This window comes from Sphingomonas sp. Leaf198 (assembly GCF_001424005.1).
GTDB lineage: Bacteria > Pseudomonadota > Alphaproteobacteria > Sphingomonadales > Sphingomonadaceae > Sphingomonas.
Window position 1 is genome coordinate 153,835 of the sequence record NZ_LMPX01000003.1, and the last position, 25,880, is coordinate 179,714.

The window sequence follows — 25,880 nt, forward strand, 5'->3', positions numbered from 1 at the left end:
CGAGGCATCGATGGTGGGTCCGCCGGGGCTCGAACCCGGGACCTCTCGATTAAAAGTCGCTTGCTCTACCAACTGAGCTACGGACCCCCGCCATCGTGGACCGCGCACCTAGTCTCGCGGTCGCTTTTGGTCAACCGATTGCGCCAATTGCCGGATCGTTCTGCCGGTCAGCGGATCGCGCCATTGCGGGATCAGGCTGGCGAGGGGGCCGAGGACGAAGCTGCGGGTGCGAAACGCGGCGTGGGGAACGATGAGCCCGCGTGACGACCACGCGCCGCCGGACCAGAGGACGATGTCGAGGTCGAGCACGCGGCTGCCCCAGCGGCGACCGGGGCGGCGGCCGAACGTGCGCTCGATGTGTTTGAGGCGGACCAGAAGCGTTGCGGGGTCCTCCTGTGTTTCGATCAGCGCGACGGCGTTGGCGTAGCGGCGGTTCGAGAGACCTAGCGGTGCGCTGCCGACGGTCGGCGACCGTGCGACGACAGTGCCGAGCGTCTCCAGCGCGGCGGCGATCTCCCGCTCGGGGCTCCCGTGACGGCCGCGCCGGTTAGAGCCGAGCGCGATCGCGTAGGTGGTTGTGGCCTGCGCGATCGTCGGGTGCGGGGTTGCAGGCGACATTTGGTCCGCCTAGCGCAATCCCATGGATTCCACACCTTACACCAACGAGCTTCCCGAAACCGTCGAAGAGACGGGCGAAGTCGACGTCACGACGGTCTTCGTACCCGTCTCCGCGCTGCCCGAGACCGAGCCGCCGCATGACTGCCCGCTATGCCCGCGCCTCGTCGGCGTGCGCGAGCAGTTGCGGACCGAGTTCCCGACCTGGTGGAACGCGCCAGTCCCTGCGTTCGGCGATCCGGCCGCGTGGCTCGGCATCATTGGCCTCGCGCCTGGGAAGCATGGCGCGAACCGCACGGGCCGCGCGTTCACCGGCGATTATGCGGGGCAGTTCCTGTACGAGACGCTGGGGCGGTTCGGACTGGCGACCGGGACGTATGGCGCCAAAGCCGAGGACGGGCTGGCGCTCGACGGCGCGATCATCCTCAACGCGGTGAAGTGCCTGCCGCCCGAGAACAAGCCGACGCCGGAGGAAATCCGCACCTGCCGGCCTTTCCTCGAGACGCAGGCGGATGCCGTGCCGACCGCGCGGGTGTTCGTGGCACTGGGGCATATCGCGCATCAGTCGGCGGTGAAGATGCTCGGCGGTCGGTTGCCCAAGGCGCGGTTCGCCCATGGCGCCGAGCATGTGATGCCCGATGGTCGCGTGCTGATCGATAGCTTCCATTGCTCGCGGTACAACGTGAATACGGGCGTACTGACAGCGGAAATGTTCGACGCGGTGTTCAAGCGGGCGCTGGAGTTGCGCGGGGCGGTCTGAAGCCCTCTCCGTCATCCTGACGAAAGTCAGGATCCAGGATGACAGTACACGGCGCTGCTTGGCTCTGGATCCTGACTTTCGTCAGGATGACGGCGTGGGTTGGCAGCGCTTTTACTCGATCACCCAGGCCTCGCCGGCCTCTGGCGTGCGGAAGCGGTTCGCGGGGATGTGTTCGCGGATCAGCGCGGCGCGGAGATGCTCGGGCGGCTCGTTGATACCCTCTGACGTCAGCTCGAACGTGCCCCAGTGGACGCCGATCGCATAGGCCGCGCCGAGCTGCTCGAACGCGGTCACCGCCTGGTCCGGGCCGATGTGGTTGTCGGTTTCGTGCCCTGCGAAATGATAGGCGCCGATCGGCAGGATCGCGAGGCGGACCGGCCCCGCGCGGCGCGCCTCGGTGGCCCAGCGCATGTCGCCGGGACCGGTGTCGCCCGCGAAATACAGGTTCCCACCGGGCAGCGTCACGGTGAAGCCTGCCCATAACGTCTTGTCGCGGTCGCCGGGGTCGTATTCGCTCCAGTGATGCGCGCGGTCGACGATCACATCGATGCCGGGACGCAACGCCACCCGCCCGCCCCAGTCGCGCGCGACCGCATGGACGCCGCTGCGCGCGAGGATCTGGTCGTTGCCGAGGCCGGTCACGATCAGTGGTTTGTCGCGGTGCCAGAGTTTTCGCATCGCGGTCATGTCGAGATGATCGCGGTGGTCGTGGCTGAGCAGGATCAGGTCGATCTTCGGCAGGTCCGCGAGACGCACGCCGGGTTCGCGGACGCGCTTCACGCCGACGAACTGGACAGGGGACGATCGTTCGAGCCACATCGGATCGGTCAGGATGTTGAGCCCCTGGGTCTGCACCAGCACGGTCGAATGGCCGATCCAGGTGACGCGCATCGTCTGGCCCTCGACCCGGGCCGGGGGCCGCGTCGGGGTTACGGGGACTTCTGGCCAGCTTCGGTAGGGCGGCTTGACCAGATTGCGGAGCAGCGCAACCGGACCCTGCTTCTGCTCGCCGGTACTGCCCTGCACGCCGTCGGGGTTGAAGAAGCGTTCGCCGTTGAAGTGATCGCTCGGCGGCATGGTCTTCACGGACGGCGTCGCGCAGCCGGCGAGGAGCGCGAGAGCGAGCAGTATCGAGCGAGGGCGGATCATGACGCGCTGACGACTATGTCACGCGATTATCAGCGTCCAGTCACGCGCGGAGGGCCAGAGCGACGAGCATGGACGATGATTTCGAAGTGCGCGGGTTGCATGAGCAACTGTCGGAGGAGCGCGCGACCGGCGGGGAGGCGTTCGACCAGCGGATCGCGCTGTTCACCGCGATCCTGGCGACGCTGGCGGCGGTGACCAGCTTCCTCGGCGGGCATACGCAGAACGAGGCACTGCTCCACAAGAACGAGGCGGTACTGATCAAGGCTCAAGCGTCGGATGCGTGGGGCTATTACCAGGCGGAGGACCTGAAGCGGCACATCGCGCAGATGGAGGTCGACCTCGCGCCGCCGGGGTTCGGTGCGACGCAGATGGCGACGCACCGGGCGGATATCGCGCGGTACAAGGCGCGCGGGACGGCACTGAAGCGAGAGGCGGAGACGCTCGATCGGCGCTCGGTGGCGGCGGATGGGGAGTCGGACGAGGCGCTGCGGCCGCATACGAAGCTGGCGCTGGCGGTGACCGCGATCCAGGTGGCGATCGCGTTGGCGTCGATTACCGCGCTGACCGGGCGGCGGTGGCTCCTTTGGGTTGCGGGCGCGGCTGCGCTGGTGGGGGCGTTGCTCGCTGGGCTGGCTTGGTTCTAATCCTCCCCCGCCAGGGGGAGGATCGGAGCGTCAGATGTCCTGGACCAGACGGCCGTACAGGTCGGGGCGACGGTCGCGGAAGAAGCCGAAGGCGGCGCGGTGGCGCTTGACGATGTCGAGGTTGATCGTCGCGGTGATCACGCCCTCGTCGTCGCGGCCGAGCTCGGCAAGGATGTCGCCGCGCTCGTCGGCGATGAAGCTGGTGCCGTAGAAGGTCTGGCCGTGCTCGACGCCGACGCGGTTGGCGGCGACGATCGGGACGACGTTGCTGACGGCGTGGCCGACCATGGCGCGGCGCCACAGCCTTGCGGTGTCGAGCGAGGTGTCATGCGGTTCGCTGCCGATCGCGGTCGGGTAGAACAGGATTTCCGCGCCCATCAGCATCATCGCGCGCGCCGTCTCCGGATACCATTGGTCCCAGCAGACGCCGACGCCGAGCGTCGTCCGCCCCGCCTCCGACGCATGCGGCCAGACCTTGAAACCGGTGTTGCCGGGGCGGAAGTAGAACTTCTCTTCATAGCCGGGGCCGTCGGGGATGTGGCTCTTGCGGTAGACGCCCTGCACGTTGCCGTCGGGGCCGATCATCGCGAGGCTGTTGTAGTGATGCGGGCCGTCCGCCTCGAAGAAGCTGGTCGGGATGGTGACCTTGAGCGCTTCGGCGAGCGCCTGCATTGCGAGCACCGCCTTGTGCTCGCCTACGGGGGCGGCGTTGGCGAAGAGGCCCTCGTCCTCGACGCGGCAGAAATACTCGCCTTCGAACAGCTCGGGGGGCAGGATCACCTGCGCGCCTTTCGCGGCGGCCTCGTGGACGAGGCGCGACACGTTGGCGATGTTGCGGTCGATGTTGGGCGTGAAGCCCAGCTGCAGCGCGGCGACAGTGATCTCGGTCATGGGCGCTCACATAATGGGGCGAGGCGCGTTGTGCGAGCCCTTCGCGTGAGACCGGCTCATTCCTCCGTCATCCCAGCGAACGCTGGGATCCAGAGCCAAATCGGACAGCGTTCGCGGCTCTGGATCCTGGGTCGAGCCCAGGATGACGGCTTTGGGGCGACGGCGATTGACACTCCCCTCCCCTGTCCGACATGCGACCGGAGATGATGACACCCAACCTCCCCGAAAGCTGGCAAGCGCTGCGCTCCGAGTTCGACGCGCCGTACATGCGGGCGCTCGATGCGTATCTGGAGGCCGAGCGGGCGGCGGGGGCCCGGGTGTTTCCCGACGACGCGGATCGGTTTCGGGCGCTCGAACTGACGCCGCTCGACCAGGTGCGGGTCGTAATCCTGGGGCAGGATCCGTATCATGGCGAGGGGCAGGCACACGGCCTCAGCTTCTCGGTGCGGAAGGGCGTGCGGACGCCGCCTAGCCTGGTGAATATCTACAAGGAGCTGGAGGCGGATCTCGGGATCCCGCGGGCGCGCCATGGCATGCTGGATCATTGGGCCGCACAAGGCGTGCTGTTGCTCAACGCGGTGTTGAGCGTGCGGATGGGCGAGGCGGCGTCGCACCATAAGCGGGGGTGGGAGCGGTTCACCGATGCGGTCATCGCGGCGGTGAACGCGCAGGACAAACCGGTCGTGTTCCTGCTGTGGGGGGCGTATGCGCAGAAGAAGGCGGCGTTCGTCGACGATGTGAGCAAGGGCGGGCGGCATCTGGTGATCCAGTCCGCGCACCCGTCGCCGCTGGCCGCACGGACCGGGTTCTTCGGATCGCGGCCGTTCAGCCGGGCCAACGCCTTTCTCGAAACCCATGGGCGCGCGCCGATCGACTGGGCGCTGCCGGAGACCGACCAATGAGCGACGAATATGTGTACGACGAAGCGACCGGCGAGTGGGTTGCGGGCGGTGCGGCGACCGCGGTTGCGGCGGAGGACGGCGCGGTCGTGGTGCGCGATTCGGTCGGCAACGTGCTGGCGGACGGCGACCAGGTGACGTTGATCAAGGACCTGACCGTGAAGGGCGCGGGGCAGACCTTGAAGCGGGGCACGCTGATCAAGTCGATCCGGCTGACCGGCGACGCGCAGGAAATCGACTGCCGGTACGAGGGGATCAAGGGACTGGTGCTGCGCGCGGAGTTCGTTCGGAAACGGTGAGTCGTGGTATAAAACTTTTTCGAGCACACTTTCTCTATCATCATTACTGTATTCGCATGATTCATGCGCTCTTGCCGCCTTGGACTCAAAAGACTCGGTTCAGTCTGATTGAAGTAGATTTCTATAAGATACACTGATTCTTCAGCGGCATACTACGCTATATGCCCGCTGCTCTGCTATTCGCCCTCGAAACGGAGCAATCTGCAGAGGTCTACTATTTGCCAATCCTTCTTGGTTCTGCGCCTAATCGGATCGCGGCGCGGGATCGAGTGTTCCTATCCAGACAAGCCCGCATGCAAAGCAGCGCGCTATCCGGTGTCGATAGATCCAGCCTGATCAAGACGCGCGGCATTTTGGACAGGGAGCAAGACCGTCATGCTACGCATCGAAATCGACATGTTTTCGGGTCGGCCTAACCCGACCTGGCTCGTCACCGAGGACGAGGAGGTGAAACGGGTCCTGGGCCTGGCCAGCGAAGCACGGGGCGCCGTTACGGAGCCTGGCGAGGGCTATACAGGACTGGGATTTCGCGAAATCCGCATCGCGACGATGATGGACGACGCGGACTCTGGCCGCGAGCTTACGATGCCGTTCGCGCTCGGATCATCGGGGGCGAGCGATACCAAGGTCAGTGGCGAGATCGCGCGAAAACTGATCGAAGCGATGCCGATCCGTTCCGAAGTCCGCCTGCTCGAGCACGCATTGACCCCGCTCGATGCCAAGCTGCGCGATGTGGCGCTCGAATGGATGGACCTGACCGCGCGCATGCCGGCCCCTCCGGAGTCGCTCCCCTCACCGCCGCCTGCGCCGCCAAAGCCCGGATCGAATCCGTTGATCAGCACGATCCACGATCCGAAATGCGATAAATGCGAGTATGAGGTCAGCAAGTTCAATCCCGCGTTCTGGAACACAAGCGCGACCCAGCCCTACAACAACTGTTATAATTACGCGCGCAACTGGCGCACCAACACGTTCGCGCAACCGGGGCGTGCGCACGGCGCGATGACGTCGACGATGGCGTGCAACACCGTCACCACCGCGGCGATGGCGGATGGCCTGAAGCATCGTTGCGAGTGTTTGCCGGCCACCCAGTTCCCGCGCCGCCTGATGGCGCTGGTGATCGCGCCGGGCTGGGATTACCACTGGTATCGGCATCAGCGCGAAGGGTTCTGGGGCCACAAGCCGGGCGGTACCGCCGCGCGCAACTTCGACAGCAACGGCGTCGTGATCACCAATCCGGAAACCTGCGCGCGGGGCCCCTACACCAATTTCTGCAGCTACTTCTATGCCGGCAAGTCCGTCGTCATAAACTGACGCTAGGCCTGCAGCATGCGCGTCGAGCTCGACATCTTCAGCGGCCGGCCAAACCCGGTCTGGGAGCTCGACGCGCCTGGTTCTACGGCCCTGGTGACGCGGCTGGCCTCGTTAAGCGAGCACGCACCAGGGGCCGTCGAACTCCAGGGTCTCGGCTATCGCGGTTTCGTCTTTCATTCCGAGACGCACACAGGCCGGGCCTGGCGTGGTTTCATCGATACGAACGGCAGGACCCTGTACGACCCGACGTTCGCGGTCGAGCGGCTATTAACGTCGCATCTGCCCGACATTTGGCAAGGTGTACGAACGATCGTCGAGCGCATCTTGCTCGGCAGCGAGTGATCCTGCGGAGCACGCCACCGCTCCGCCGGACACGTCTTATTCCGCCGGCAGATAGATTTCGCTGCCCTTTTCGCGGAAGCGCTCGCTCATGTCGGCCATACCCTTTTCCGCATCGGCATGGCTGCCCTTGGCGAAGATCGCTCGGTCGGTGTCGGTTTGATCTACGTCGGCCGCCAGGAACGTATCCGCTGGCGCGTTCTGCTTCGCTGCGAAGTCCCGGACTTCCTGGGTGATCTTCATCGAGCAGAACTTCGGGCCGCACATCGAGCAGAAGTGGGCGGTCTTGGCGCCTTCTGCTGGCAGCGTCTGGTCGTGGTATTGTTCGGCGGTGTCGGGGTCGAGGGAGAGGTTGAACTGGTCTCTCCAGCGGAACTCGAAGCGGGCGCGGGAGAGGGCGTCGTCGCGCATCTGGGCGGCGGGGTGGCCTTTGGCGAGATCGGCGGCGTGGGCGGCTAGTTTGTAGGTTACTACGCCGACCTTTACGTCGTCGCGGTCGGGGAGGCCTAGATGCTCTTTCGGGGTGACGTAGCAGAGCATCGCGGTGCCGTACCAGCCGATCATCGCGGCGCCGATGCCGCTGGTGATGTGGTCGTAGCCGGGGGCTATGTCCGTCGTCAGCGGCCCTAGCGTGTAGAAGGGCGCTTCGCCGCAGACTTCGAGTTGCTTGTCCATGTTCTCCTTGATCTTGTGCATCGGCACGTGGCCGGGGCCTTCGATCATGACCTGGACGTCGCTCTTCCAGGCGCGGTGGGTGAGTTCGCCTAGCGTGTAGAGTTCGCTGAACTGCGCTTCGTCGTTGGCGTCGGCGATGCTGCCGGGGCGCAGGCCGTCGCCGAGGCTGTAGGCGATGTCGTACGCCTTCATGATCTCGGTGATCTCGTCGAAGCGCTCGTAGAGGAAGCTCTCCTTGTGGTGGCTGAGGCACCATTTCGCCATGATCGAGCCGCCGCGCGAGACGATGCCGGTGACGCGTTTCGCGGTCATCGGGATGTAGGCGAGGCGGACACCGGCGTGGATCGTGAAGTAATCGACGCCCTGTTCGGCCTGCTCGATGAGGGTGTCGCGGAAGATCTCCCAGGTGAGGTCTTCCGCGACGCCGCCGACCTTTTCGAGCGCCTGGTAGATGGGGACGGTGCCGATCGGGACCGGCGAGTTGCGCAGGATCCATTCGCGGGTGTCGTGGATGTTGCGGCCGGTGCTGAGGTCCATCACCGTGTCGGCGCCCCAGCGGATCGACCAGACGAGCTTGTCGACTTCGGCGGCGACGTTGCTGGCGACCGCGGAGTTGCCGATGTTGGCGTTGATCTTGACGAGGAAGTTGCGGCCGATCGCCATCGGTTCGGATTCGGGGTGGTTGATGTTGTTGGGGATGATCGCGCGGCCGCGAGCGATCTCGTCGCGGACGAATTCGGGGGTTACGAAGTCGGGGATCTGCGCGCCGAAGGATTCGCCGTCCCGCTTGTAGTCTTTCAGCATGGCGCGGCCGAGGTTTTCCCGGGTGGCAACGTATTCCATTTCGGGGGTGATGATGCCGCGGCGCGCGTAGTGCATCTGGCTGACGTTGGCGCCGGCGCGCGCGCGGAGGGGGCGCTTGATGGTGGCGGGGAATTGGGGGACGCCGCCGGAGCGGTCGGGGCCGAGCTCGCCGTTGTCTTCGGGGCGGAGTTCTCGGGCTTCGTAGGATTCGACGTCGCCGCGGGCTTCGATCCAGGCGCGGCGGATTGGCGGCAAGCCGGCGTTGATGTCGATTTTCGCGCGGGGGTCGGTGTAGGGGCCGCTGGTGTCGTAGACGCGTAGCGGGGGTTCGCTGCAGCTCGGGTCTAGGACGATCTCGCGCATGGCTACGCGGACGTCCGGGCTGGTCGGGACCGCTACGTGGATTTTGCGCGAGCCTCGGATCGGGCCGGTGGTGACGCCGATGTCTGCGGTCTTGGATTGCGTATCGATGGCCATGCGCTTGCTCCTACGGGTCTCGGAGCGAAGGCTTGCGGTTCTGTGGCGACCGCTCCCTCCCTCCGCCGGTATCAACCGGATCAGGTTCAGCGGGTCGAAGGCTCCTGCCTTCCTCTCAAGCGCGGATAAGCGCTCCCCCGGGGTGGGGTGAGCATAGGCGGCTGGGGGTGGGGTGCAATGGGAAACTTGGTGGTGGGGTGCGCGGGTGTGATGGGGCCGGCGCGATCTCGTGCAGTTCGCGTGCGCCACCCCGGCGGAGGCCGGGGCCCAATTGGCAAAGTGGATATGACGAAGGACCGGTTATCGTTACCGCCGTCCCCCGATTGGGCCCCGGCCTTCGCCGGGGTGGTGTTTCTGTGCGTGGGTGGGAGGCTTTAACGAGAAAGGCCGCTGCCCTGGGTTGGGGCGACGGCCTTTCCTGTTACGCCGCGCGCCGTCAGTCGTAGCAAAGCTACGCCTTATGACGTGCTGTGCTGCGCTGGTCGCGCTTGGGCGAGTCTTGCGCCAGCTTGGCGCAAGCCGCCCTAAGCGTTTGCCGCGCTGGTCCGGATCGAGCCGTTGACGCCGGCGGGGAAGAAGCCGCCGAGCGAGACCGCGGCCTTGCTGAGGTAGACGATGTTGAGCACCTGGCCGGTCGAACGGCTGTAGGCGAGGCCGTTGGCGTCGGTCGGGACGATGTTCGAGATCGTCGCGTCCGACCCGGTGATGCCCTGGTCGTCGTCGCCAATCACGCCGGTCGACGCATTGGTGACGGTGCCGTCGAGGCTGTCGCGCGCGTCGCTGATCTTGTTCGCGTTGGTGATCAGTGCAGTGATCGGGTTCGGTGTCTGCAGACCCTTGCGGTACAGGATCGTGCGGATCAGACCGGCATGATAGGCCTCGGCGGCGAGGATGCCGGCAGCGGCCTCGAGATAGGTCTTGTTGCTGATCAGCGGTGCCGCGCCCTTGTACGCCGAGACGCCGACGTCCTCGAAGATGTACGCGCCGAGCAGGAAGCTGTTGTCGTCCGCATACGGATCGAACACGCCGGTGTTCGCATCGACCACGCCTGCCGCGCGGGCCGCGAGGCTGAACGCGCCGGGGGCGGCGGCCGTGCCACCCGAGATGTTGATCGCGGGCTGCGCTGCGGCCGACGCACCGAGTGCGCTGCGCAGGAACGCGACGTGCGCGACTTCGTCGATCGCGATCTCACGCGCATATTGCTGGACGACGACGTCCTGGAAGGCGACCTGGCGCGGGAAGCCGGCACCAGTGCCGGTGACGACCGCGCCCTGCGTACCGACGCCGGTCAGCAGGCTGGCGTTGAGGCCGACGCCGAATGCGGCATAGGCGTAGAACTGCGCCTCGAGATATTCGAGGTTGAGCGCGAAGTTCAGCACGTCAGGGTCGGTCACGCCGGTTGCCGGGGTCGGCGTGGGGGTTGGAGCCGGCGTCACGCTGTCGTTGTCGTCACCACCGCAGGCGGCGAGCAGCGAGGCGCCGCCGAGCGCGACCGCGCTGCCGCCGGCGAACCGGAGGAAGCTGCGGCGTTCGTTGCGGCGGGTTTCGATCGCGTCGAAGATCTCGAGCGTATTCTTGATGTCGGTCATTGGGTTAATCCCCTGAATAGCGAAGAAAGCGAAGGGCGTTGGGCTGGATCAGCTCGCCGCGACGCTCGTCTTGATGTTGCCGTTCATGCCCGACGGGTAAAACCCGCCTGCCGAGGCCGCACCGCTGTTGAGATACACGATGTTCAGCACCTGGCTGGTCGAGCGGCTATACGCGATGCCGTTGGCGTCGAGCGGCACGATGTTCGACGTCGTGACGGCGGCCTGCGTCGTCGCGAGGTTGGTCGGCGTCTGGCTGTAAGGCGAGATGCCCTGATCGAGATCGCCGGCACCGAACATCATCGTGTTCGCGCCACCCCCGTCGAGGCTGTCGCGGGCCTTCGAGATCGCATCGGCCGAGGTGCGCAGCGACGGAGTCGCGATGCCCTTGCCGTACAGCGTCGTGCGGACGATCGCGGCGTGATACGCCTCGACCGCGAGCAGGCCGGCAGCCGCCTCGAGATACGCCTTGCTGGTCAGCAGCGGGGCGGCGCCCTTGTAGGCGGTCACGCCGACGTCCTCGAAGATGAACGCGCCGAGCAGGAAGTTCTCGTCGGAGAAATAGGGGTCGAACGCGGTGCCGGCGGGGACGAGACCCGCCGCCTGCGCGGCGGTCGAGAAGGCGCTGGTCGGCGAGACGCTGACGTCGATCGCGGGCTGCGCGACGGCCGAGGTGCCGAGTGCCGAGCGGAGGAACTTGACGTGGGCGATCTCGTCCTGCGCGATCTCACGGGCATATTGCTGCACGATCGGGTCGGTGAAGGTGACCTGGCGACCACCGAGAACCGCGCCCTGCTGGCCGGTGCCGGACAACAGGCTGTTGTCGAGACCGGTGCCGTAGGCGGCGTAGGAGTAGAACTGCGCCTCGAGATATTCGAGGTTGAGCGCGAAGTTCAGCACGTCCGCGTCGGTGATCGTCTGTGCCGATGCCGCGCTGGAGAAGGACAATGCGGTCGCACCGGCGGCGGTGATCGCCGCCGCGCCGAGCGCGTTCTTGAAGAAATCCCGCCGCTCGCTGCGTCGCTCTGCGCGAGCGTCGAGGGCTTCGATCAGGTGCACGCTCTCGGTCATGTCAGGGTCCTCCCCTTGTGGGTGATACGGTCGGGTATCGTATTGTTCTTATTGACTTAATCGCGACGTATGATGGTTTAAGGTCCGAAATCGCAAAGTCCAGTCCACAACGAGGTACGCACGAAAAACCCGCCCGGATGCGCCGGGCGGGTGATTTATTCGCAAGACCTGCGAGCCTGCCGAAACAGACTCGGTAAGGTTGGGATCAGAACGTGTAGGTCAGGCCGACCGCACCCATCCACTGATCCGCCGAGCCGACATCGGCGACGATCGGGCTGTCCTTGTACTTGCCGAGCAGGCGGCCGTAGAGCACGCCGGCGCCGACGCCGAAGCCGTGGCGAAGATCGCCCGACAGGCTCTGCACCACGAACAGCGACGCGTTGATCTCGCGGAAGCCGCTGTCGTTGACGTCGTAGGTGCGCAGCCCGCTGTTCAGCGTGCCGATCGGTGTCACCGCCGAATAGGTGCGGCCAAAGCCCTTGCCGACGTAATCGCCGGACACGCCCATCGAGACGAGCGTACGGACCGACAGCGGCGTCGTGTAGTTGATCTGCGGCGTGATGACATAGCTGTCATAGGTGTCCGAAACGTCGTGGACATAGGCGACACGTGCGGTGAGCGTATCGTAGTCGCTGGTGATGACGCCGGTCTTGCCGATGCCGACATAGCCGCCGACTTCGTACGCGGTGTCGATCTTGCCGAGCGCGCGGACCTGGCGGTTGTCGACCTTGCCGGTACGATCGGTACGAATGCCGCCGATGACGCCGAGTTCGTAGTTGATGCCGACGTTGCCCGTGTTGGGGATCAGGTTGACGTACAGCTGCGTGCCGCGGGTGAAGAAGTCATGGCCGCGCACCGTGCCGATCACCGCGCCGACGGGCGAGAAGTCGTTGCTGTCTGCACCATCGTAATCGGGCAGCGACGCAACGCCGACCGCGACCGTCACGCGGTTGTTGTCACGCGCGCTGGTGATCGGCGGCGACGGGTTGGGGTCGGTCTGCGCGAGCGCAGGCGTGGCGGTCAGGAGCACCGCGATTGCGGCAGACGTAAAGAGAGTGAATGCGCGCAAGGAAAAAGCTCCGGACAAAAAGGTTCCACGGCGCAACGCGGGGAAACCGAATTCGGTCCGTGACGATCGTTCAGAAGATGTAACGCATTTTCACCTGTTGCATATCGGCATCACCGGCGAGCGTGAACTCGGCGGCGGAAAAGCGCGGCGGGCCGAACCGGACCGCGGCATTGCGCGAGAAACCATAGCCCTCGCGCGGGATGCCGGCGATCGTATCGAGCTTGGCGTTGTTGTTCTCGTCGTGGATGATCGCGAGCGCATAGGCGCGTTGCGGCAGACCGGGGAAGCTGGTCGCATGGACGCTGGCCGGGATCGACCGGGTCATCGCGTTGGCATCGTCGACGCAGGCCGGGAAGTTATCGGGATCGGCAGTGAGGCAGATCCGGATCGTCCCCTTCGCCGAGCGCAGATTGTCGACTTCGACGTCGAGCCGCGTGACCGGCGCGGTCGCAGCCAGCATCATCCACACCGCGCCGAGACCCGCCGCGCCGTACAGCCGCCGCGGCATGGTCCGCCCAGTCTTCAACACCGTGTTCGCCGGTGTCGCAGAGCCGATCCCAGGTTCGGAAATGATGGCCATGTTTGCACCCGTATCGTTCATGATGTCGCCGATGGCGACCGACCGTGATCGGTCGTGCCCCCATTGCTCTCCGCCACATGAACCGCGGGAAAACCTCCCGCACCACATGATAGCCTCCGCCCATACCCGTCGCGACCGTCATCGCCAAACCTGGCATGCCGACGGGGGTCGGAATTGCCGGGACCCGTAGCGCAAGTACCACAGCATCCGTTGGCGGTCGGCCGGGAGCGGGGCTGTGATGGGATATTTCGCAGCATGCACGCGATCACGGCCGCTACTCTGTTCTCCGGAGTGACGGCGCATGCAAAGTCCTGGAAAATCCTGGCGTTGCAATAGGCTCTATGCAGTGCGTGGAATCCTGATAGCTTCCTTCCCCAGAGCAGGATGACCTGCCAATTCGGAGAGTGATGCATGGCAAACCATAGCGCCGCGCGCGGGGATACGGGGCGGAATATTGGCCGCGATACGGGCAAGGACCACAAAAGGCTGATCTACGTGATCGCCGGCAGCATCCTGGCGTTGGGGCTGGTGTTGATGACGTTCTATGACCGGGCGGGCGATCCGATGCCGATCGCGTCGGTGCAGACGCCGGTCGTCACCGCGCAGAAATAGCGCCGGGCGCGGCGCGGTCGAAGATCAGGATCGGCGCGTCGCGGTACGTGCCCGTCGTGCGCAGGCGGTAGCCGAGGCGCTCGGCGAGCCGGATCGAGGGGGCGTTGGCGGGATCGATGATGCACGTTGTCGCGGGGATGCGCGCGTCGGTCCAAGCGAGGATCGCGGCGAGCGCTTCGGAGGCATAGCCCTTGCCTTGCGCGTCGCCGGTGAGCGTCCAGCCGACTTCGGGAGTCGCGTCGATCGAGGGCTCGATCGCGCGGCGGGCCTCGATCAGGCCGAGTTCGCCGATGAGGTGGCCTGTGGCGGTGTCACGGGCGATCCAGCTGCCGTAGCCGAACACAGTCCACTGGCCGATGGAGCGGAGCAGGCGGATCCAGACGTCTTCGCGGGTGCGCGGCTGGCCGGTGAGCATTGCATAGACGCGGGGGTCGGCCGCCATCGCTGCGCAGTCGTCGAGATCGGTGGCGGCGTGGGCGGTTAGCGTGAGACGCGCGGTGGTGAGCGTGGGGGCGGATGTGAGGGCGGGCATCCTTGCTGTCTAAGGGTGATTGTGATCGAGGGGTATCCGTTGCTGGACCCGCTCCCCTTTTTGGAGGGAGGGGTATCGTTGCCACGTACTCCCCCTCCCTGGAAGGGCGGGTATCTGTTCCGCGTGCTCTCCCCTCCCTTCCAGGGAGGGGGGCAAGAGCGGCTTTCTTCCTTCGCACGGCGCGAACGGCGCGATTCTCGATCGCTCGATCCTCCCGCGCCTTGGGGAGGTGACGGAGGGGGAGGATGCGGAACCTCGGTTTCCCTGTCCTCCCCCTCCGTCAGGCAAGCGCCTGCCACCTCCCCCTTGCGGGGAGGATCGGTAGGTTAGCCTTTCCTGTCTGCCGCCCCGCCTCCCTCGCCTCCCCCATGCTCCCGGCAACGCAGGTTGTCTTCGGCCGCGATTGCTTCGGAAAGCCTGTTTTCGTGCTCGCTCCTTTGCGCTAGTCCGAGCGGATGGCATCGACGATCTCCTGCGACGTCGCGATCGTCGGCGCGGGCCTGGCCGGCGGGATGATCGCGCTGGCGCTCAAGGCCAGGCACCCGGCGCTCGACGTGCGGCTGATCGACTCCGCAACGGTCGTCGGCGGCAATCATCTCTGGTCGTTCTTCGGCAGCGACGTGGCTCAAGGGGATCGCTGGATCGTCGCGCCGCTCGTGGTGCATGCCTGGCGTGGGTACGACGTGCGGTTTCCGGCGCATGCGCGGACGATCGACGCGACCTATTATTCGATCGAGAGCGAGCGGCTCGACCGTGAAGTGCGCCGTGTACTCCCCGCGGATGCACTGATGCTCGGGCGGAAAGTGTCGGGCGCGAGTCCGACCGCGGTGGTGCTCGCGGATGGCGACCGGATCGAGGCGACTGGCGTGATCGACGCGCGGGGGGCGGGCGATCTGTCGCTGCTCGATCTCGCTTGGCAGAAGTTTCTCGGGCGTGAGTTGGCGCTGAGCGTGCGGCACGAAAGCCCGCGGCCGATGGTGATGGACGCGACCATTCCGCAGATCGACGGGTATCGGTTCGTCTACTGCCTGCCGTTCAGTGCCGACCGGATGTTCGTCGAGGACACCTATTATAGCGACACGCCCGATCTCGATATTCCAGTGCTGGGCCCGCGGATCGACGAGTATGTCGCCGGGCGCGGATGGTCGGTCGAGAGCGTCGTGCGCGAGGAGTCCGGCGTGCTGCCGGTGGCGATGGGTGGTGATTTCGAGGCGTATTGGCGGTCTGGTGGCGCGCATGTCGCCAAGGCCGGGATGCGCGCGGGGATGTTCCATCCGACCACGGGGTACTCGCTGCCCGATGCGGTGCGGACCGCCTCGATGCTGGCGGGCCTCGACGATTTCTCGGGCGCGAAACTCCATGATGCGACGCATGCGATGGCGCGGGCGACGTGGAAGTCGCGCGGCTTCTACCGGATGCTCGATACGATGTTGTTCCGCGCCGCCGAACCCGAGGAACGCTACCGCATCCTCGAGCGCTTCTACCGCCTCTCACCCTCGCTCATCGGCCGTTTCTACGCCGGACGCTCGACGCTTTCCGACAAGGCGCGCGTTCTGACCGGCAAGCCCCCCGTCCCCATCGTGCGCGCCGTCCGCGCCATCGCAGGCAGTATGTCATCATGAAGACCGCAATAGTCATCGGCGCAGGTTTCGGCGGGCTGGCGCTCGCGATCCGGCTGCAATCCGCGGGCGTCCAGACGACGATCGTCGAGAGCCGCGACAAGCCGGGTGGGCGTGGGTATTTTTGGGAGCGTGACGGCTTCACGTTCGATGCCGGGCCGACCGTCATCACCGATCCGGATTGCCTGCGCGAGCTATGGGCGCTGACCGGGCGTGACATGAGCGAGGACGTGACGCTCGATCCGGTGCTGCCATTCTACCGGCTGAACTGGCCTGATGGGACGAACTTCGACTACACCAACGACGACGTGCAGATGCGCGCCGAGATCGAGAAGCTGCATCCGGGTGACTGGGCGGGGTACGAGAAATTCCTGCAATATTCGGCAGGCGTGTTCCACGAGGGCTATGAGAAGCTCGGGCATGTCGCGTTTCTCGACTTCGGGTCGATGATCAAGGCGGCGCCGGCGCTGGCAAAATACCAGGCGTGGCGGTCGGTCTATTCGATCGTGTCGAGCTTCGTGAAGTCGGAGAAGCTGCGCGAGGCGTTGTCGTTCCACACGCTGCTGGTCGGTGGCAATCCGATGACGACGAGCGCGATCTATGCGCTGATCCACAAGCTGGAGCGTGATGGCGGGGTGTGGTTCGCGCGCGGCGGGACCAATCGCCTGGTGGCGGCGCTGGTGACGCAGTTCGAACGGTTGGGCGGCGTGCTGCGGCTCGACGATCCGGTGACGTCAATCGAGACTCTGGGCGACCGGGCGACGGGCGTGACGTGCGCGAGCGGCTGGTCGGGTCAGGCGGATGCGATCGCGGCGAACAGCGACATCATGCACACCTATCGCGACCTGCTGGCTACGTCGCGGAGTGCGAAGCGGAAGACGGGGTCGCTCGAGCGGAAGAAGTACTCGCCGTCGCTGTTCGTGGTGCATTTCGGGATCAAGGGCACGTGGCCGGGCATCCCGCACCACATGATCCTGTTCGGGCCGCGCTATAAGGGGCTGCTCGAGGACATTTACGACCACGGCGTTCTGTCGGAAGATTTTTCGCTGTATCTGCATCACCCGACCGTTACCGATCCGTCGCTGGCGCCGGAGGGGCATTCGACCTTCTATGCGTTGGCGCCGGTGCCGCATCTCGGGAAATTCCCGGTGGATTGGGACGAGATCGCGCCGATCCTGGAGAAGCGTATCCTCGACGAGATCGGGCGGCGGTTGATCCCGGACATTCACGAGCGGATCGTGACGAAATTCTCGTACGCGCCGAAAGATTTCGCGGAGGACCTTAATGCGCATCTGGGTAGCGCGTTCTCGCTGGAGCCGGTGCTGACGCAGAGCGCGTATTTCCGGGTGCACAACCGCGACGAGCATATTCCGAATATGTACTTCGTGGGCGCTGGGACGCATCCGGGTGCTGGGATTCCGGGGGTTGTGGGTAGCGCCAAGGCTACGGCTCGGTTGATGCTTGAGGGCGAGAAGTAAGGTTTGTTCACGCGGAGGCGCGGAGACGCGGAGGTGTTGCGCTTGTCGCGTAGCGACCGTGTCTCCAACGATCTGCGTAACTTGCGTGAAGACAGCGCACGCGCTGTCTGGAACGCGACACCTCCGCGTCTCCGCGTCTCCGCGTGAACCCATTCTTTCCTTGCGGCACCCCGCGCGCTTCCCCTAGCGAGGCAGGATGAAGAGACTTGCTGTGTATTGCGGGTCGGCGACGCCGGCTGATCCCACCTATATCGAGGGCGCTCGCGCGCTGGGACGCGCGTTTGCCGAGCGGGGGATTGGTCTCGTTTATGGTGGCGGGCGGACCGGGCTGATGGGCGCGATCGCCGATGGCGCGCTTGAGGGCGGTGGCGAGGTGATCGGCGTTATCCCGCAGGCATTGGTCGATGCGGAGGTGGCGCATCGCGGGCTGACCGAGTTGCACGTCGTCAGCGGCATGCATCAGCGCAAGCAGATGTTTACCGATCTCTCCGACGGGTTCGTCACGATTCCGGGGGGCACGGGGACGATGGACGAGCTTTGGGAGGCGCTGAGCTGGGCGCAGCTTGGCTATCATGCGGATCCGGTCGGGTTGCTGAATACCGCTGGGTATTACGATCACCTGATCGCGTTCTGGGAGAAGATGGGCGAGGTCGGGTTCTTGCGGCCGCAGCACCGGGATCTGATGATCGTCGCGGATACGCTGGACGTGCTGCTTGACCGGATGGCGGAGCATGTGCCGACACAGCCGATCGTGCGGATGAACGCGTCGGATCTGTGAGCTTCGAACCACACCCCGACACCCTGCTCCACCCCGGCGAAGGCCGGGGCCCAATTGAGGGCCGTGAATTGGTTTGCGTTGTGCACAGTTACTTCAACCTCTCCAATTGGGCCCCGGCCTTCGCCGGGGTGGTTGCATTGGGTAGTAGGTCGTGAATCACCCCCTGCCCTCGCGCGAAGCGATCGTTGCCACCGCGCATGAGTCGATCTCGCGTGGATCTAAGAGCTTTGCGGCGGCGAGCCTGTTGTTCGACAAGCCTACCCGCGAACGCGCGTGGCTGTTGTATGCGTGGTGCCGGCGGTGTGATGATATCGCGGATGGGCAGGATCATGGTCATGGGATGACTGTGGTCGAGGACGCCCCGGCCCGGCTGGTGGCGCTGTCGGCGATGACCGAGCAGGCGCTGGCGGGCGAAGTGGTCGGCGAACCGGCGTTCGATGCGTTGCGGATCTTCGCGGCCGAAACGCGGCTGCCGAAGCGGTTTGCACGTGATCTGGTCGAGGGCTTCGCGCTCGATGCGCGCGAGTGGCGGCCGCGGTCGGAGAACGACCTCTATAAATATTGCTACCACGTCGCGGGTGTCGTCGGGTGCATGATGGCGATTGCGATGGGCGTCGATCCCGAGGACGAGGATACGCTCGACCGCGCGTGCGACCTGGGTATGGCGTTTCAGCTCGCCAATATCGCGCGGGATGTCGAGGAGGATGACCGGGTCGGACGATGCTATCTGCCCGAGGAATGGCTGGTCGAGATGGACTTTCCGCCGGGGCAGCACATGAAGCCGCCGTTTCGCTCGCGCCTCGCGGTGTTGACGAAGCGGATGGCGGATCGGGCGGCGGCGTTCGAGGCTAGCGCGCGGGAGGGGACGCCGGCGTTGTCGTTCCGTTCAGCCTGGGCGGTGTTGTCGGCGGCGGGGATTTATGGGGCGATCGGGCGGACCGTGGCGGCGCGCGGGGAGCACGCGTGGGATCACCGGGTGACGACGTCGGGGATGCAGAAGCTGGGGTTTATCGTGACGGCGGCGCGGGAGGCGGCTCGGCGGGATACGCTGTATCCGCGGACAGTGCGAGATACGCGATTGTGGAAACGGCCTCGGGTTTGATTTTTCGCTCCCATCCCACCCCCATCCGTTCGTCCTGAGCGAAGTCGAAGGACATGAGACTCAAGTGCTTCGACTTCGCTCAGCACGAACGGGGGGGGTATGGTGCCTGCGCGTTGCAGGAACCAATAAACCTCAGCCCTGCGACTTGGCCTTGCCGGTCTTCGCCATCAACTGGCCCTGCGCACGGCAGTTCGCGCCGATCATTGGATAGGGAACGTCGGTGTTCTGCGCCAGCTGGTCGGGCAGCGCCGCGCGGCACTGCGCCATTGTCTCGTACCGCGCCGGAATGACCCGCGCCTCGGTGCAGTTCACGTTGCCGTCACCGCAGCCCATGATGGCCATGACGTAGAACAGCGGTTCCATTTCATTCTCCAGTGGCGCGCGGTGTCCGACGTTGGACACGATAACAAAAGCGACGAAGTGGCAGGATTGTTCCGCCAACTGCTTTCGCCGGGGCTTGACTGCGCCTACATCGCTTCGATCCATGCCACCTGACACCTACACCTCCACCCGCGCGGACCAGCCGTTGCTGCCGACGCTCCGACGTTTCCTGCCGTTCCTGTGGCCGGCGGGACAGCCCAAGCTGAAGGCGCGGATCGTCGTTGCGATGCTGCTCGTGATCGCATCGAAGCTGATCCAGGTTTTCGGCGCGGCGTTCACGCTGAAATACGCGGTCGACCGGATGGCGGGGAACGATCGCGGGGCGCTGACGCTCGTGGTGCTGCTGGTGGTCGGGTATGCGGCGTCGCGGTTCGGGACGACGCTGTTCGACAATCTGCGCAATGCGGTGTTCGAGCGCGTCGGGCAGGATGCGTCGCGGCGGCTGGCGGCGCAGGTGTTTCGCCATCTGCATGCGCTGAGCCTCGATTTCCACCTGTCGCGGCGGACGGGAGCGGTCACCAAGGTGGTCGAGCGAGGGACCAAGAGCATCGATACGATGCTGTATTTCCTGCTGTTCAACATCGCGCCGACCGTGTTCGAGCTCGTCCTGGTGCTGGGGCTGTTCTGGACCAAGTTCGGTTGGCCGCTGGTCGTCGCGACGGTGGTGATGGTGGTCGGCTATATTCTTTTCACGCGGATGGTGACCGACTGGCGCAATGCCCTGCGCGCGCGGATGAACGACCTCGATACCGGCGCCGTCGCGCATGCGGTGGATTCGCTGCTGAATTTCGAGACGGTGAAGTATTTCGGTGCGGAGGAGCGCGAGGCGCGGCGCTACGACAGCGCGATCACGGCGTATTCCGAGGCGGCGGTGAAGAGCGAGAATTCGCTCGCGTGGCTGAATCTGGGTCAGGCGCTGATCACGAATGTGATGCTGGCGGGTGGCATGGGCTTCGTCGTGTGGCGGTGGAGCCGCGGCGAGGCGTCTGCTGGCGACGTGGTGTTCGTGTCGACGCTGCTGGCGCAGTTGTTCCGGCCGCTCGACCTGTTGGGGATGGTGTATCGGACGATCCGGCAGGGCGCGCTCGACATGGCGGCGATGTTCGACCTGATCGATACGCCGGCCACGGTCGTCGACGCGCCGGGTGCGCCTGCGCTGGCGGTGAGCGCGGGGCATGTGCGGTTCGAGAACGTGTCGTTCGGCTATGACGCAGGGCGGCCGATCCTGCGCGACCTGGAGCTGGACGTGCCCGCCGGGTCCACTTTGGCTGTCGTTGGGCCGTCGGGGGCGGGGAAGTCGACGCTCGCGCGGTTGCTGTACCGGTTTTACGATCTGACGGGCGGGCGGATTACCGTCGACGGGCAGGATATCGCGCAGGTGCGGCAGGCGTCTTTGCGCGCCTCGATCGGGATCGTGCCGCAGGATACGGTGCTGTTCAACGACACGATCGGGTATAATATCGCGTACGGCCGCGAGGGGGCGGAGATGCCCGAGGTCGAGGTTGCTGCCAAGGGCGCGGCGATTGCCGGGTTTATCGAGCGCCAGCCGCTCGGGTACGAAACGCGCGTCGGCGAGCGTGGGTTGAAGCTGTCGGGCGGCGAGAAACAGCGCGTGGCGATCGCGCGGACGCTGCTGAAGAACCCGCCGATCCTGATTTTGGACGAGGCTACGTCGGCGCTCGATAGCCGGACCGAGGCTGAGATCCTCGACACGCTGGAGGCGATCGAGCGCGGGCGCACGACGATCGTGATCGCCCACCGGTTGTCGACGGTGGTGCATGCGGACCAGATCGTCGTGTTGGAAGCGGGGCGGATCGTCGAGAAGGGGACGCACGCGGAGCTGCTGCGGCAGGGGGGCGTGTATGCGGAGATGTGGAACCGGCAGGCGCAGGAGCGGGCTGGCGATGATGATGGGGCGCTGGCGGCGGAGTAGGGGCGTGAGTACTGTGCGTAGCCATCGCGGTCATCAGCGCGAGCCCCGCCCCTGCCGTCGGACGGGGTCTGTGCTCAAAGCGTAAAGCAAGCACGGCGGCGGCATTCGAACGGCAGCTTTCCCCTCCATGTCCTCCCGCCAAGGCGGGAGCCCAGGACCAAGCAAAGCGACGAGGGTAAAAAATCCCCCTCCCGCTTGCGGGAGGGGAGCAGAAGAGTGCTACCCTTCTGTTCGCCCCTCATGTCCTATGCGCCAGCACCACCCCGGCCTTCGCCGGGGCGGTGCGGAGCCCCGATACGACCAGCGCAAACACCCCCAACCCGTTCGTGCCGAGTAGCGACCGAGTAGCTCCATCAGGAGCGGATCGAGGGCGCGTATCGAAGCATGGGTTCCGTGTGCCAACCTCTCCTTCGATACGCCGCTTCGACAAGCTCAGCAGCGACTCAGGACGAACGGGGATGGGGAGCGGGGCGAGAGACGGGGGAGCGCGTAAGCGGCGACCCCAGCAAAAGCCCGCGCCTAAACCCGCACACCCTTAGGCGCCAATCGCCGGATATCGAGCACATCGACCCGCGACAGCATCACCGCGCCGAGCATCTTGTCCCCGGTCTCGACCAAAATCCCCTCGTGCGTCGCGCGCACCGTCCGCCACGCGACCTCGCGTACCGCGAGCCGCTTGCCGACCCGCTTCACCGCCGCGACGCGCCCGTCGTCCGCCACCGCCAGCGCTCCCTGGCCATCCGCGCCGACCACGGCGCCCGCCACCGCGAACCCGTGCAACTGCGCCTGCGCCGCGTCCGCCGCCTCTTCCGGCGTCTCGATCTTCACTACCCGCCGCGCCCGAACGAACGCCCAGGCAACGACGAGACCAACGATCACCAGCACGGCGACGACCGAGCCGCCGATCGCATAGGGCCCGACCAGATAGGGCCCGATCGCGACCTGGCTCATCGCGGCCCTGCGAGCGCGTCCAGCATCGGTCGGATTCCGCGCAGGTCGTACCCGGCGTCCTCGGCCTGCGCGAGCAGCAGGTTCGGGTTCCGCCCCGCCTTCGCCGCCGCCAGCGCCCACAAATTACAGCTCCGCGTCCCCGAGCGGCAATACGCCAGCACCGGCCCGTCCGAATCCGTCAGCGCCTGCGTCATCGCGTCGATCTGCGGATGCGAGAACCCCGCATGCGTCACCGGAATCGAAACATACTTCAGCCCAGCCGCTTCCGCCGCCGCACGAATCGCGTCGCCCGAAGGCTGTCCCGCGTCCTCGTCGTCGGGACGATTATTGACGATCGTCTTGAACCCCGCCGCGGCGATCTCCGCGACCTGCTCGACCGCGATCTGCGGCGCGACCGAAATACTTTCGTTGATGTGCCGTATCATGCGGACTCGCGGATCACCTGGAGGAAGGCATCCCCATAGGCGTCGAGTTTCCGCGCGCCAATGCCTGATAACAAGCTCAGTTCAGCGCGCGACGATGGCCGCTGCCGCGCAATGTCACGCAACACCGAATCGTGGAAGATCACATACGGTGGAACGCCCGCTTCCTTCGCCAGATCGCGCCGCCGCACGCGCAGCGCCTCGAACAGCGGATCGTCGACCGGGTTCGGCACAGCGCCAACCGCCCCCTTGCGCCGCCGCTCACGCTTCGGCGGCACGACGATCGACACCGCCGCCTCGCCCTTGAGGATAGCCTTAGCCGCCGGCCCGAACTCCAGCCCGCCATGCGGATTGGTGCGCAGCGCATCCTTCAGCATCAGCGCCCGCGACACGGGCTTCAGCAACGCCACCTCGTCGCCATCGACGATCCCGTACACGGACAGCGCCTCATGCCCGTTCATCAGGCTCCGCTCGCTCGACACCCCGGTCAGGATGCCCTCGATATACCCGACCCCGAACATCTGCCCGGTCCGGAACACCGCCGACAGGAATTTCCGCGCCGTCTCGGTCGCGTCCACCGCATCGACATTGCCGAGGCAATTGTCGCAATTTCCGCAATCCTCGAGCCGCTCCTCGCCGAAATGTTTGAGCAGGATCCGCCGCCGGCACCCGGCAGTCTCGACCAGCCCGCCCATCGCCGTCAGCCGCTGCCGCTCGCCCGCCTGCCGCTCGGGCTCGACCTCGCCGATCCGCTGCCGAGCGCGCGCGAAATCCTCCGCGCCCCAGAACAGGTGCGCGATCGCCGGGTCGCCATCACGCCCCGCGCGCCCGGTTTCCTGATAATAGGCCTCGATCGATTTCGGCAGCCCGGCATGCGCCACGAACCGCACGTCGGGCTTGTCGATCCCCATCCCGAACGCGACCGTGGCACAGATCACCATGTCCTCGCTCGCGACGAAATCGGCCTGGTTCTTCGCGCGCACCTGCGGATCGAGCCCCGCATGATACGCCCGCGTCGGCCGCCCGCTCCGCCCCAGCGCCTCGGCCAGCTTCTCGGTCGCCGCCCGCGTCTGCGCGTACACAATGCCCGGCCCCGGTATCTTCTCGAGGATGTCGGCGATCTGCCGATTGACGTTGTCGCGCCCCGAGATCGCATAGCGGATGTTCGGCCGGTCGAACCCCGACACGATCAGCCCCTCCTGCGAGATCCCCAGCTGCTCGAGGATATCCGCACGCGTATGCGCGTCGGCGGTCGCGGTCAGCGCCAGCCGCGGCACATCCGGAAAACTGTCGAGCAACGGCCGCAACAATCGGTAGTCCGGCCGGAAGTCATGCCCCCACTCACTAACGCAATGCGCCTCGTCGATCGCAAAGAGCGACAGCTTGGCCTGCGACAGGAGATTGCGGAAACTCTCATTCGAAGCCCGCTCCGGCGCGACATACAGCAGGTCGAGATCGCCCGCCCGAAACCGCGCGATCGTCTCCTCGCGATTGGTATCGACCGAGGTCAACGTCGCCGCCTTGATCCCGACAGCAGTCGCCGCCCGCAACTGGTCATGCATCAGCGCGATCAGCGGCGACACGACCACGCACGTCCCGTCCAGCATCGTCGCCGGCAACTGGTAACACAGCGACTTGCCCGCGCCGGTCGGCATGACGGCCAGCGTCCGCTGCCCCGCCAGCACCCGGTCGACGACATCGCGCTGCACGCCACGAAAATCAGGAAAACCAAAGATGCGCTGTAGATCGGGAAGGGGGTCGAGTGCCATTATTGGCCATATAGACATGCGATCGGCGATTGACATGGCGTAGTCCGAATCGTCGGTTTTTACGTTTCAGCTTGACACGTCGGACAAACCTGTTCTTGGTTTATTCTGCTATGAGGCGGCGGTTTTCGCCTGCCAAATTGGAGGTCTGCGATGGCTTGCCCATATTCGCCATTGGCCTTCGCGAACGAGTTCATCGTGAAGGCTGGCCCGTCAGGGGTGGTTCATATGAAGCTACAGAAGCTTGTTTATATGTGTTTCGGATGGTGGTTAGTGGCTCATGATGAGCCTGCTATCAACGAAGCGCCACAAGTCTGGCAGCATGGTCCAGTTTTCCGTAGCCTTTACAGCACTCTTGCTTCCCACGGGCATCAGCCGATCCGTACACTTCAGTCGAAGTTTTTTACCATCGCCCCCGACCGAGTTGACGACAACGACCACGACGTGAATCAATTGGTGGATTGGGTTTGGAATAAGTACAAGCCGTTTGATCAATTCTATCTGTCGGATCTTACCCACAAGCCGGGATCGCCTTGGTACGTTACGGCCGAGAGTTACGGTTTCAAGGTGCCATTCAACACCGAGATTCCGATCGACGTTATCAAAGACCATTTTCGAGTGATTGCTGCAGATCGCGGCTTTTACGAAGCATGAGTGAACTCACCCCGGAACAGATTGCTGCCGGAGTGAGCCCGGAAACGGGTATCATTGACGTTCCTCAACGACCATCTTCAACCGCGGAGGCTCGAGATTTTGATCCCCCAGCCGTCCAGCGAGAGCGAGCGCATGTTGAAAACCTCAAAGGCGATATTCGGCTAAAGCGTCACTATTTTCGTTTGACGCATAAAATAACCGGGCGATGGGCATGTTTCATTATGGCGGCGGTCGTTGCACAAATGGGACTTAATGCTTTTGGCGTTGGCCTTAGTGAAGCGTCATTTATAGCACTCATAACTACTACAACGGCGACATTGCTCGGGTTCTGGTATCTTATTGGTCGATATTTGTTTCCAGGTGCGGGCAAAACCGATCAATAGTTTTGAATCTACGCCGTCAGTGCGGCGGGCTACATCGGTAGCTGCTTACTCTCACGCGTCGGGGATAGTAATCGTTGCGTTCGCGCTTGCAGTCTTG

27 protein-coding genes, 1 tRNA gene and 1 riboswitch are annotated in these 25,880 nt (G+C 65.1%); of the genes, 14 read left to right on the forward strand and 14 right to left on the reverse strand.

Annotated features, from left to right (window positions below):
- Positions 1 to 11: 11 nt before the first annotated feature.
- A tRNA-Lys gene (locus ASG20_RS13280) sits at positions 12 to 87 on the reverse strand.
- A gap of 21 nt (positions 88 to 108) precedes the next feature.
- Complete coding sequence (gene folK / locus ASG20_RS13285; protein ID WP_056053567.1) at positions 109 to 618, reverse strand: 2-amino-4-hydroxy-6-hydroxymethyldihydropteridine diphosphokinase; 510 nt, start codon at positions 616 to 618, stop codon at positions 109 to 111.
- 22 nt (positions 619 to 640) lie between these two features.
- Here folK and ASG20_RS13290 point away from each other — a divergent pair, with 22 nt between their 5' ends.
- Positions 641 to 1,375, forward strand: coding sequence for a uracil-DNA glycosylase (locus ASG20_RS13290; RefSeq protein ID WP_082470971.1), 735 nt, complete (start codon positions 641 to 643; stop codon positions 1,373 to 1,375).
- Between the two features lie 111 nt (positions 1,376 to 1,486).
- On the opposite strand, the gene ASG20_RS13295 is transcribed toward ASG20_RS13290, so the two are convergent.
- Positions 1,487 to 2,524: an MBL fold metallo-hydrolase gene (locus ASG20_RS13295; protein ID WP_056053570.1), complete on the reverse strand. Its 1,038-nt coding sequence runs from the start codon at positions 2,522 to 2,524 to the stop codon at positions 1,487 to 1,489.
- A gap of 68 nt (positions 2,525 to 2,592) precedes the next feature.
- On the opposite strand from ASG20_RS13295, the gene ASG20_RS13300 reads away from it, so the two are divergent.
- Positions 2,593 to 3,168, forward strand: coding sequence for a DUF4337 domain-containing protein (locus tag ASG20_RS13300; RefSeq protein WP_056053573.1), 576 nt, complete (start codon positions 2,593 to 2,595; stop codon positions 3,166 to 3,168).
- A 30-nt stretch (positions 3,169 to 3,198) separates the two neighbouring features.
- Here the strand turns inward: ASG20_RS13300 and aguB are convergent, their stop codons facing one another.
- Positions 3,199 to 4,059, reverse strand: a complete 861-nt coding sequence (gene aguB, locus ASG20_RS13305) for an N-carbamoylputrescine amidase (protein ID WP_056053576.1) — start codon at positions 4,057 to 4,059, stop codon at positions 3,199 to 3,201.
- Positions 4,060 to 4,262: 203 nt separating this feature from the next.
- Between aguB and ung the strand changes: the two genes are divergently transcribed.
- The 4 genes from ung (at position 4,263) to ASG20_RS13325 (ending at position 6,913) form a co-directional block, all read left to right on the forward strand.
- Positions 4,263 to 4,961 carry a uracil-DNA glycosylase gene (ung, locus tag ASG20_RS13310; protein WP_056054722.1) on the forward strand — a complete coding sequence of 233 codons (699 nt, stop codon included), beginning with the start codon at positions 4,263 to 4,265 and terminating at the stop codon, positions 4,959 to 4,961.
- The gene (locus tag ASG20_RS13315) at positions 4,958 to 5,257 is read left to right on the forward strand and encodes an alkylphosphonate utilization protein (RefSeq protein WP_056053585.1); all 300 of its coding nucleotides are present in this window, start codon (positions 4,958 to 4,960) and stop codon (positions 5,255 to 5,257) included. Before ung ends, ASG20_RS13315 begins: the two co-directional genes overlap by 4 nt.
- 375 nt (positions 5,258 to 5,632) lie before the next feature.
- Entirely contained in the window at positions 5,633 to 6,571 is a 939-nt protein-coding gene (locus ASG20_RS13320; protein WP_056053587.1) for a hypothetical protein, read from the forward strand.
- Positions 6,572 to 6,586: 15 nt separating this feature from the next.
- The gene (locus ASG20_RS13325) at positions 6,587 to 6,913 is read left to right on the forward strand and encodes a hypothetical protein (RefSeq protein ID WP_056053589.1); all 327 of its coding nucleotides are present in this window, start codon (positions 6,587 to 6,589) and stop codon (positions 6,911 to 6,913) included.
- 36 nt (positions 6,914 to 6,949) lie between these two features.
- Here ASG20_RS13325 and thiC read toward each other — a convergent pair whose 3' ends face one another.
- The 5 genes from thiC to ASG20_RS13350 all read right to left on the reverse strand — a co-directional run bounded on the left by thiC (position 6,950) and on the right by ASG20_RS13350 (position 13,172).
- Entirely contained in the window at positions 6,950 to 8,866 is a 1,917-nt protein-coding gene (thiC, locus tag ASG20_RS13330) for a phosphomethylpyrimidine synthase ThiC (protein ID WP_056053591.1), read from the reverse strand.
- A gap of 40 nt (positions 8,867 to 8,906) precedes the next feature.
- A riboswitch (TPP riboswitch) is annotated at positions 8,907 to 9,016 on the reverse strand.
- A 374-nt stretch (positions 9,017 to 9,390) separates the two neighbouring features.
- On the reverse strand, positions 9,391 to 10,455 hold the full coding sequence (locus ASG20_RS13335; RefSeq protein WP_056053595.1) for a ferritin-like domain-containing protein: 1,065 nt from the start codon (positions 10,453 to 10,455) through the stop codon (positions 9,391 to 9,393).
- A 48-nt stretch (positions 10,456 to 10,503) separates the two neighbouring features.
- Positions 10,504 to 11,523 (reverse strand): ferritin-like domain-containing protein, encoded by a 1,020-nt coding sequence (locus ASG20_RS13340; RefSeq protein WP_056053601.1) that lies wholly within the window; start codon positions 11,521 to 11,523, stop codon positions 10,504 to 10,506.
- A gap of 205 nt (positions 11,524 to 11,728) precedes the next feature.
- Complete coding sequence (locus tag ASG20_RS13345) at positions 11,729 to 12,592, reverse strand: MipA/OmpV family protein (RefSeq protein ID WP_231420597.1); 864 nt, start codon at positions 12,590 to 12,592, stop codon at positions 11,729 to 11,731.
- A 70-nt stretch (positions 12,593 to 12,662) separates the two neighbouring features.
- Positions 12,663 to 13,172, reverse strand: a complete 510-nt coding sequence (locus tag ASG20_RS13350; protein WP_231420596.1) for a DUF2141 domain-containing protein — start codon at positions 13,170 to 13,172, stop codon at positions 12,663 to 12,665.
- A gap of 411 nt (positions 13,173 to 13,583) precedes the next feature.
- Between ASG20_RS13350 and ASG20_RS13355 the strand changes: the two genes are divergently transcribed.
- Positions 13,584 to 13,784, forward strand: a complete 201-nt coding sequence (locus ASG20_RS13355; RefSeq protein WP_056053607.1) for a hypothetical protein — start codon at positions 13,584 to 13,586, stop codon at positions 13,782 to 13,784.
- Here the strand turns inward: ASG20_RS13355 and ASG20_RS13360 are convergent.
- Positions 13,768 to 14,316: a GNAT family N-acetyltransferase gene (locus tag ASG20_RS13360; protein WP_056053610.1), complete on the reverse strand. Its 549-nt coding sequence runs from the start codon at positions 14,314 to 14,316 to the stop codon at positions 13,768 to 13,770. The genes ASG20_RS13355 and ASG20_RS13360 overlap by 17 nt on opposite strands.
- Before the next feature lie 455 nt (positions 14,317 to 14,771).
- On the opposite strand from ASG20_RS13360, the gene crtY reads away from it, so the two are divergent.
- From crtY to ASG20_RS13380, 4 genes are all read left to right on the forward strand, one after another.
- Entirely contained in the window at positions 14,772 to 15,938 is a 1,167-nt protein-coding gene (crtY, locus tag ASG20_RS13365; RefSeq protein WP_056053614.1) for a lycopene beta-cyclase CrtY, read from the forward strand.
- Positions 15,935 to 17,413: a phytoene desaturase gene (locus tag ASG20_RS13370; RefSeq protein WP_056053615.1), complete on the forward strand. Its 1,479-nt coding sequence runs from the start codon at positions 15,935 to 15,937 to the stop codon at positions 17,411 to 17,413. The genes crtY and ASG20_RS13370 overlap by 4 nt, the downstream gene beginning before the upstream one ends.
- 196 nt (positions 17,414 to 17,609) lie before the next feature.
- A complete protein-coding gene (locus ASG20_RS13375; RefSeq protein WP_056053619.1) occupies positions 17,610 to 18,191 on the forward strand; it encodes a TIGR00730 family Rossman fold protein in 582 nt (193 codons plus the stop codon).
- Positions 18,192 to 18,342: 151 nt separating this feature from the next.
- Positions 18,343 to 19,293, forward strand: coding sequence for a phytoene/squalene synthase family protein (locus tag ASG20_RS13380; RefSeq protein ID WP_056053625.1), 951 nt, complete (start codon positions 18,343 to 18,345; stop codon positions 19,291 to 19,293).
- A 132-nt stretch (positions 19,294 to 19,425) separates the two neighbouring features.
- Here ASG20_RS13380 and ASG20_RS13385 read toward each other — a convergent pair whose 3' ends face one another.
- Positions 19,426 to 19,656 carry a hypothetical protein gene (locus ASG20_RS13385; protein WP_056053629.1) on the reverse strand — a complete coding sequence of 77 codons (231 nt, stop codon included), beginning with the start codon at positions 19,654 to 19,656 and terminating at the stop codon, positions 19,426 to 19,428.
- Between the two features lie 121 nt (positions 19,657 to 19,777).
- Between ASG20_RS13385 and ASG20_RS13390 the strand changes: the two genes are divergently transcribed.
- Entirely contained in the window at positions 19,778 to 21,607 is a 1,830-nt protein-coding gene (locus ASG20_RS13390; RefSeq protein ID WP_056053633.1) for an ABCB family ABC transporter ATP-binding protein/permease, read from the forward strand.
- A gap of 519 nt (positions 21,608 to 22,126) precedes the next feature.
- Here ASG20_RS13390 and ASG20_RS13395 read toward each other — a convergent pair.
- The 3 genes from ASG20_RS13395 to recQ are packed head-to-tail and all read right to left on the reverse strand — an operon-like array spanning position 22,127 to position 24,749.
- Complete coding sequence (locus ASG20_RS13395; RefSeq protein WP_056053636.1) at positions 22,127 to 22,558, reverse strand: hypothetical protein; 432 nt, start codon at positions 22,556 to 22,558, stop codon at positions 22,127 to 22,129.
- The gene (locus ASG20_RS13400; RefSeq protein WP_056053640.1) at positions 22,555 to 22,983 is read right to left on the reverse strand and encodes a TIGR01244 family sulfur transferase; all 429 of its coding nucleotides are present in this window, start codon (positions 22,981 to 22,983) and stop codon (positions 22,555 to 22,557) included. The genes ASG20_RS13395 and ASG20_RS13400 overlap by 4 nt, the downstream gene beginning before the upstream one ends.
- The gene (gene recQ / locus ASG20_RS13405; RefSeq protein WP_056053642.1) at positions 22,980 to 24,749 is read right to left on the reverse strand and encodes a DNA helicase RecQ; all 1,770 of its coding nucleotides are present in this window, start codon (positions 24,747 to 24,749) and stop codon (positions 22,980 to 22,982) included. Before recQ ends, ASG20_RS13400 begins: the two co-directional genes overlap by 4 nt.
- Before the next feature lie 225 nt (positions 24,750 to 24,974).
- Between recQ and ASG20_RS13410 the strand changes: the two genes are divergently transcribed.
- The gene (locus tag ASG20_RS13410; protein WP_168371634.1) at positions 24,975 to 25,400 is read left to right on the forward strand and encodes a Panacea domain-containing protein; all 426 of its coding nucleotides are present in this window, start codon (positions 24,975 to 24,977) and stop codon (positions 25,398 to 25,400) included.
- A complete protein-coding gene (locus tag ASG20_RS19460; RefSeq protein WP_156364327.1) occupies positions 25,397 to 25,783 on the forward strand; it encodes a hypothetical protein in 387 nt (128 codons plus the stop codon). Before ASG20_RS13410 ends, ASG20_RS19460 begins: the two co-directional genes overlap by 4 nt.
- Positions 25,784 to 25,880: the final 97 nt, after the last annotated feature.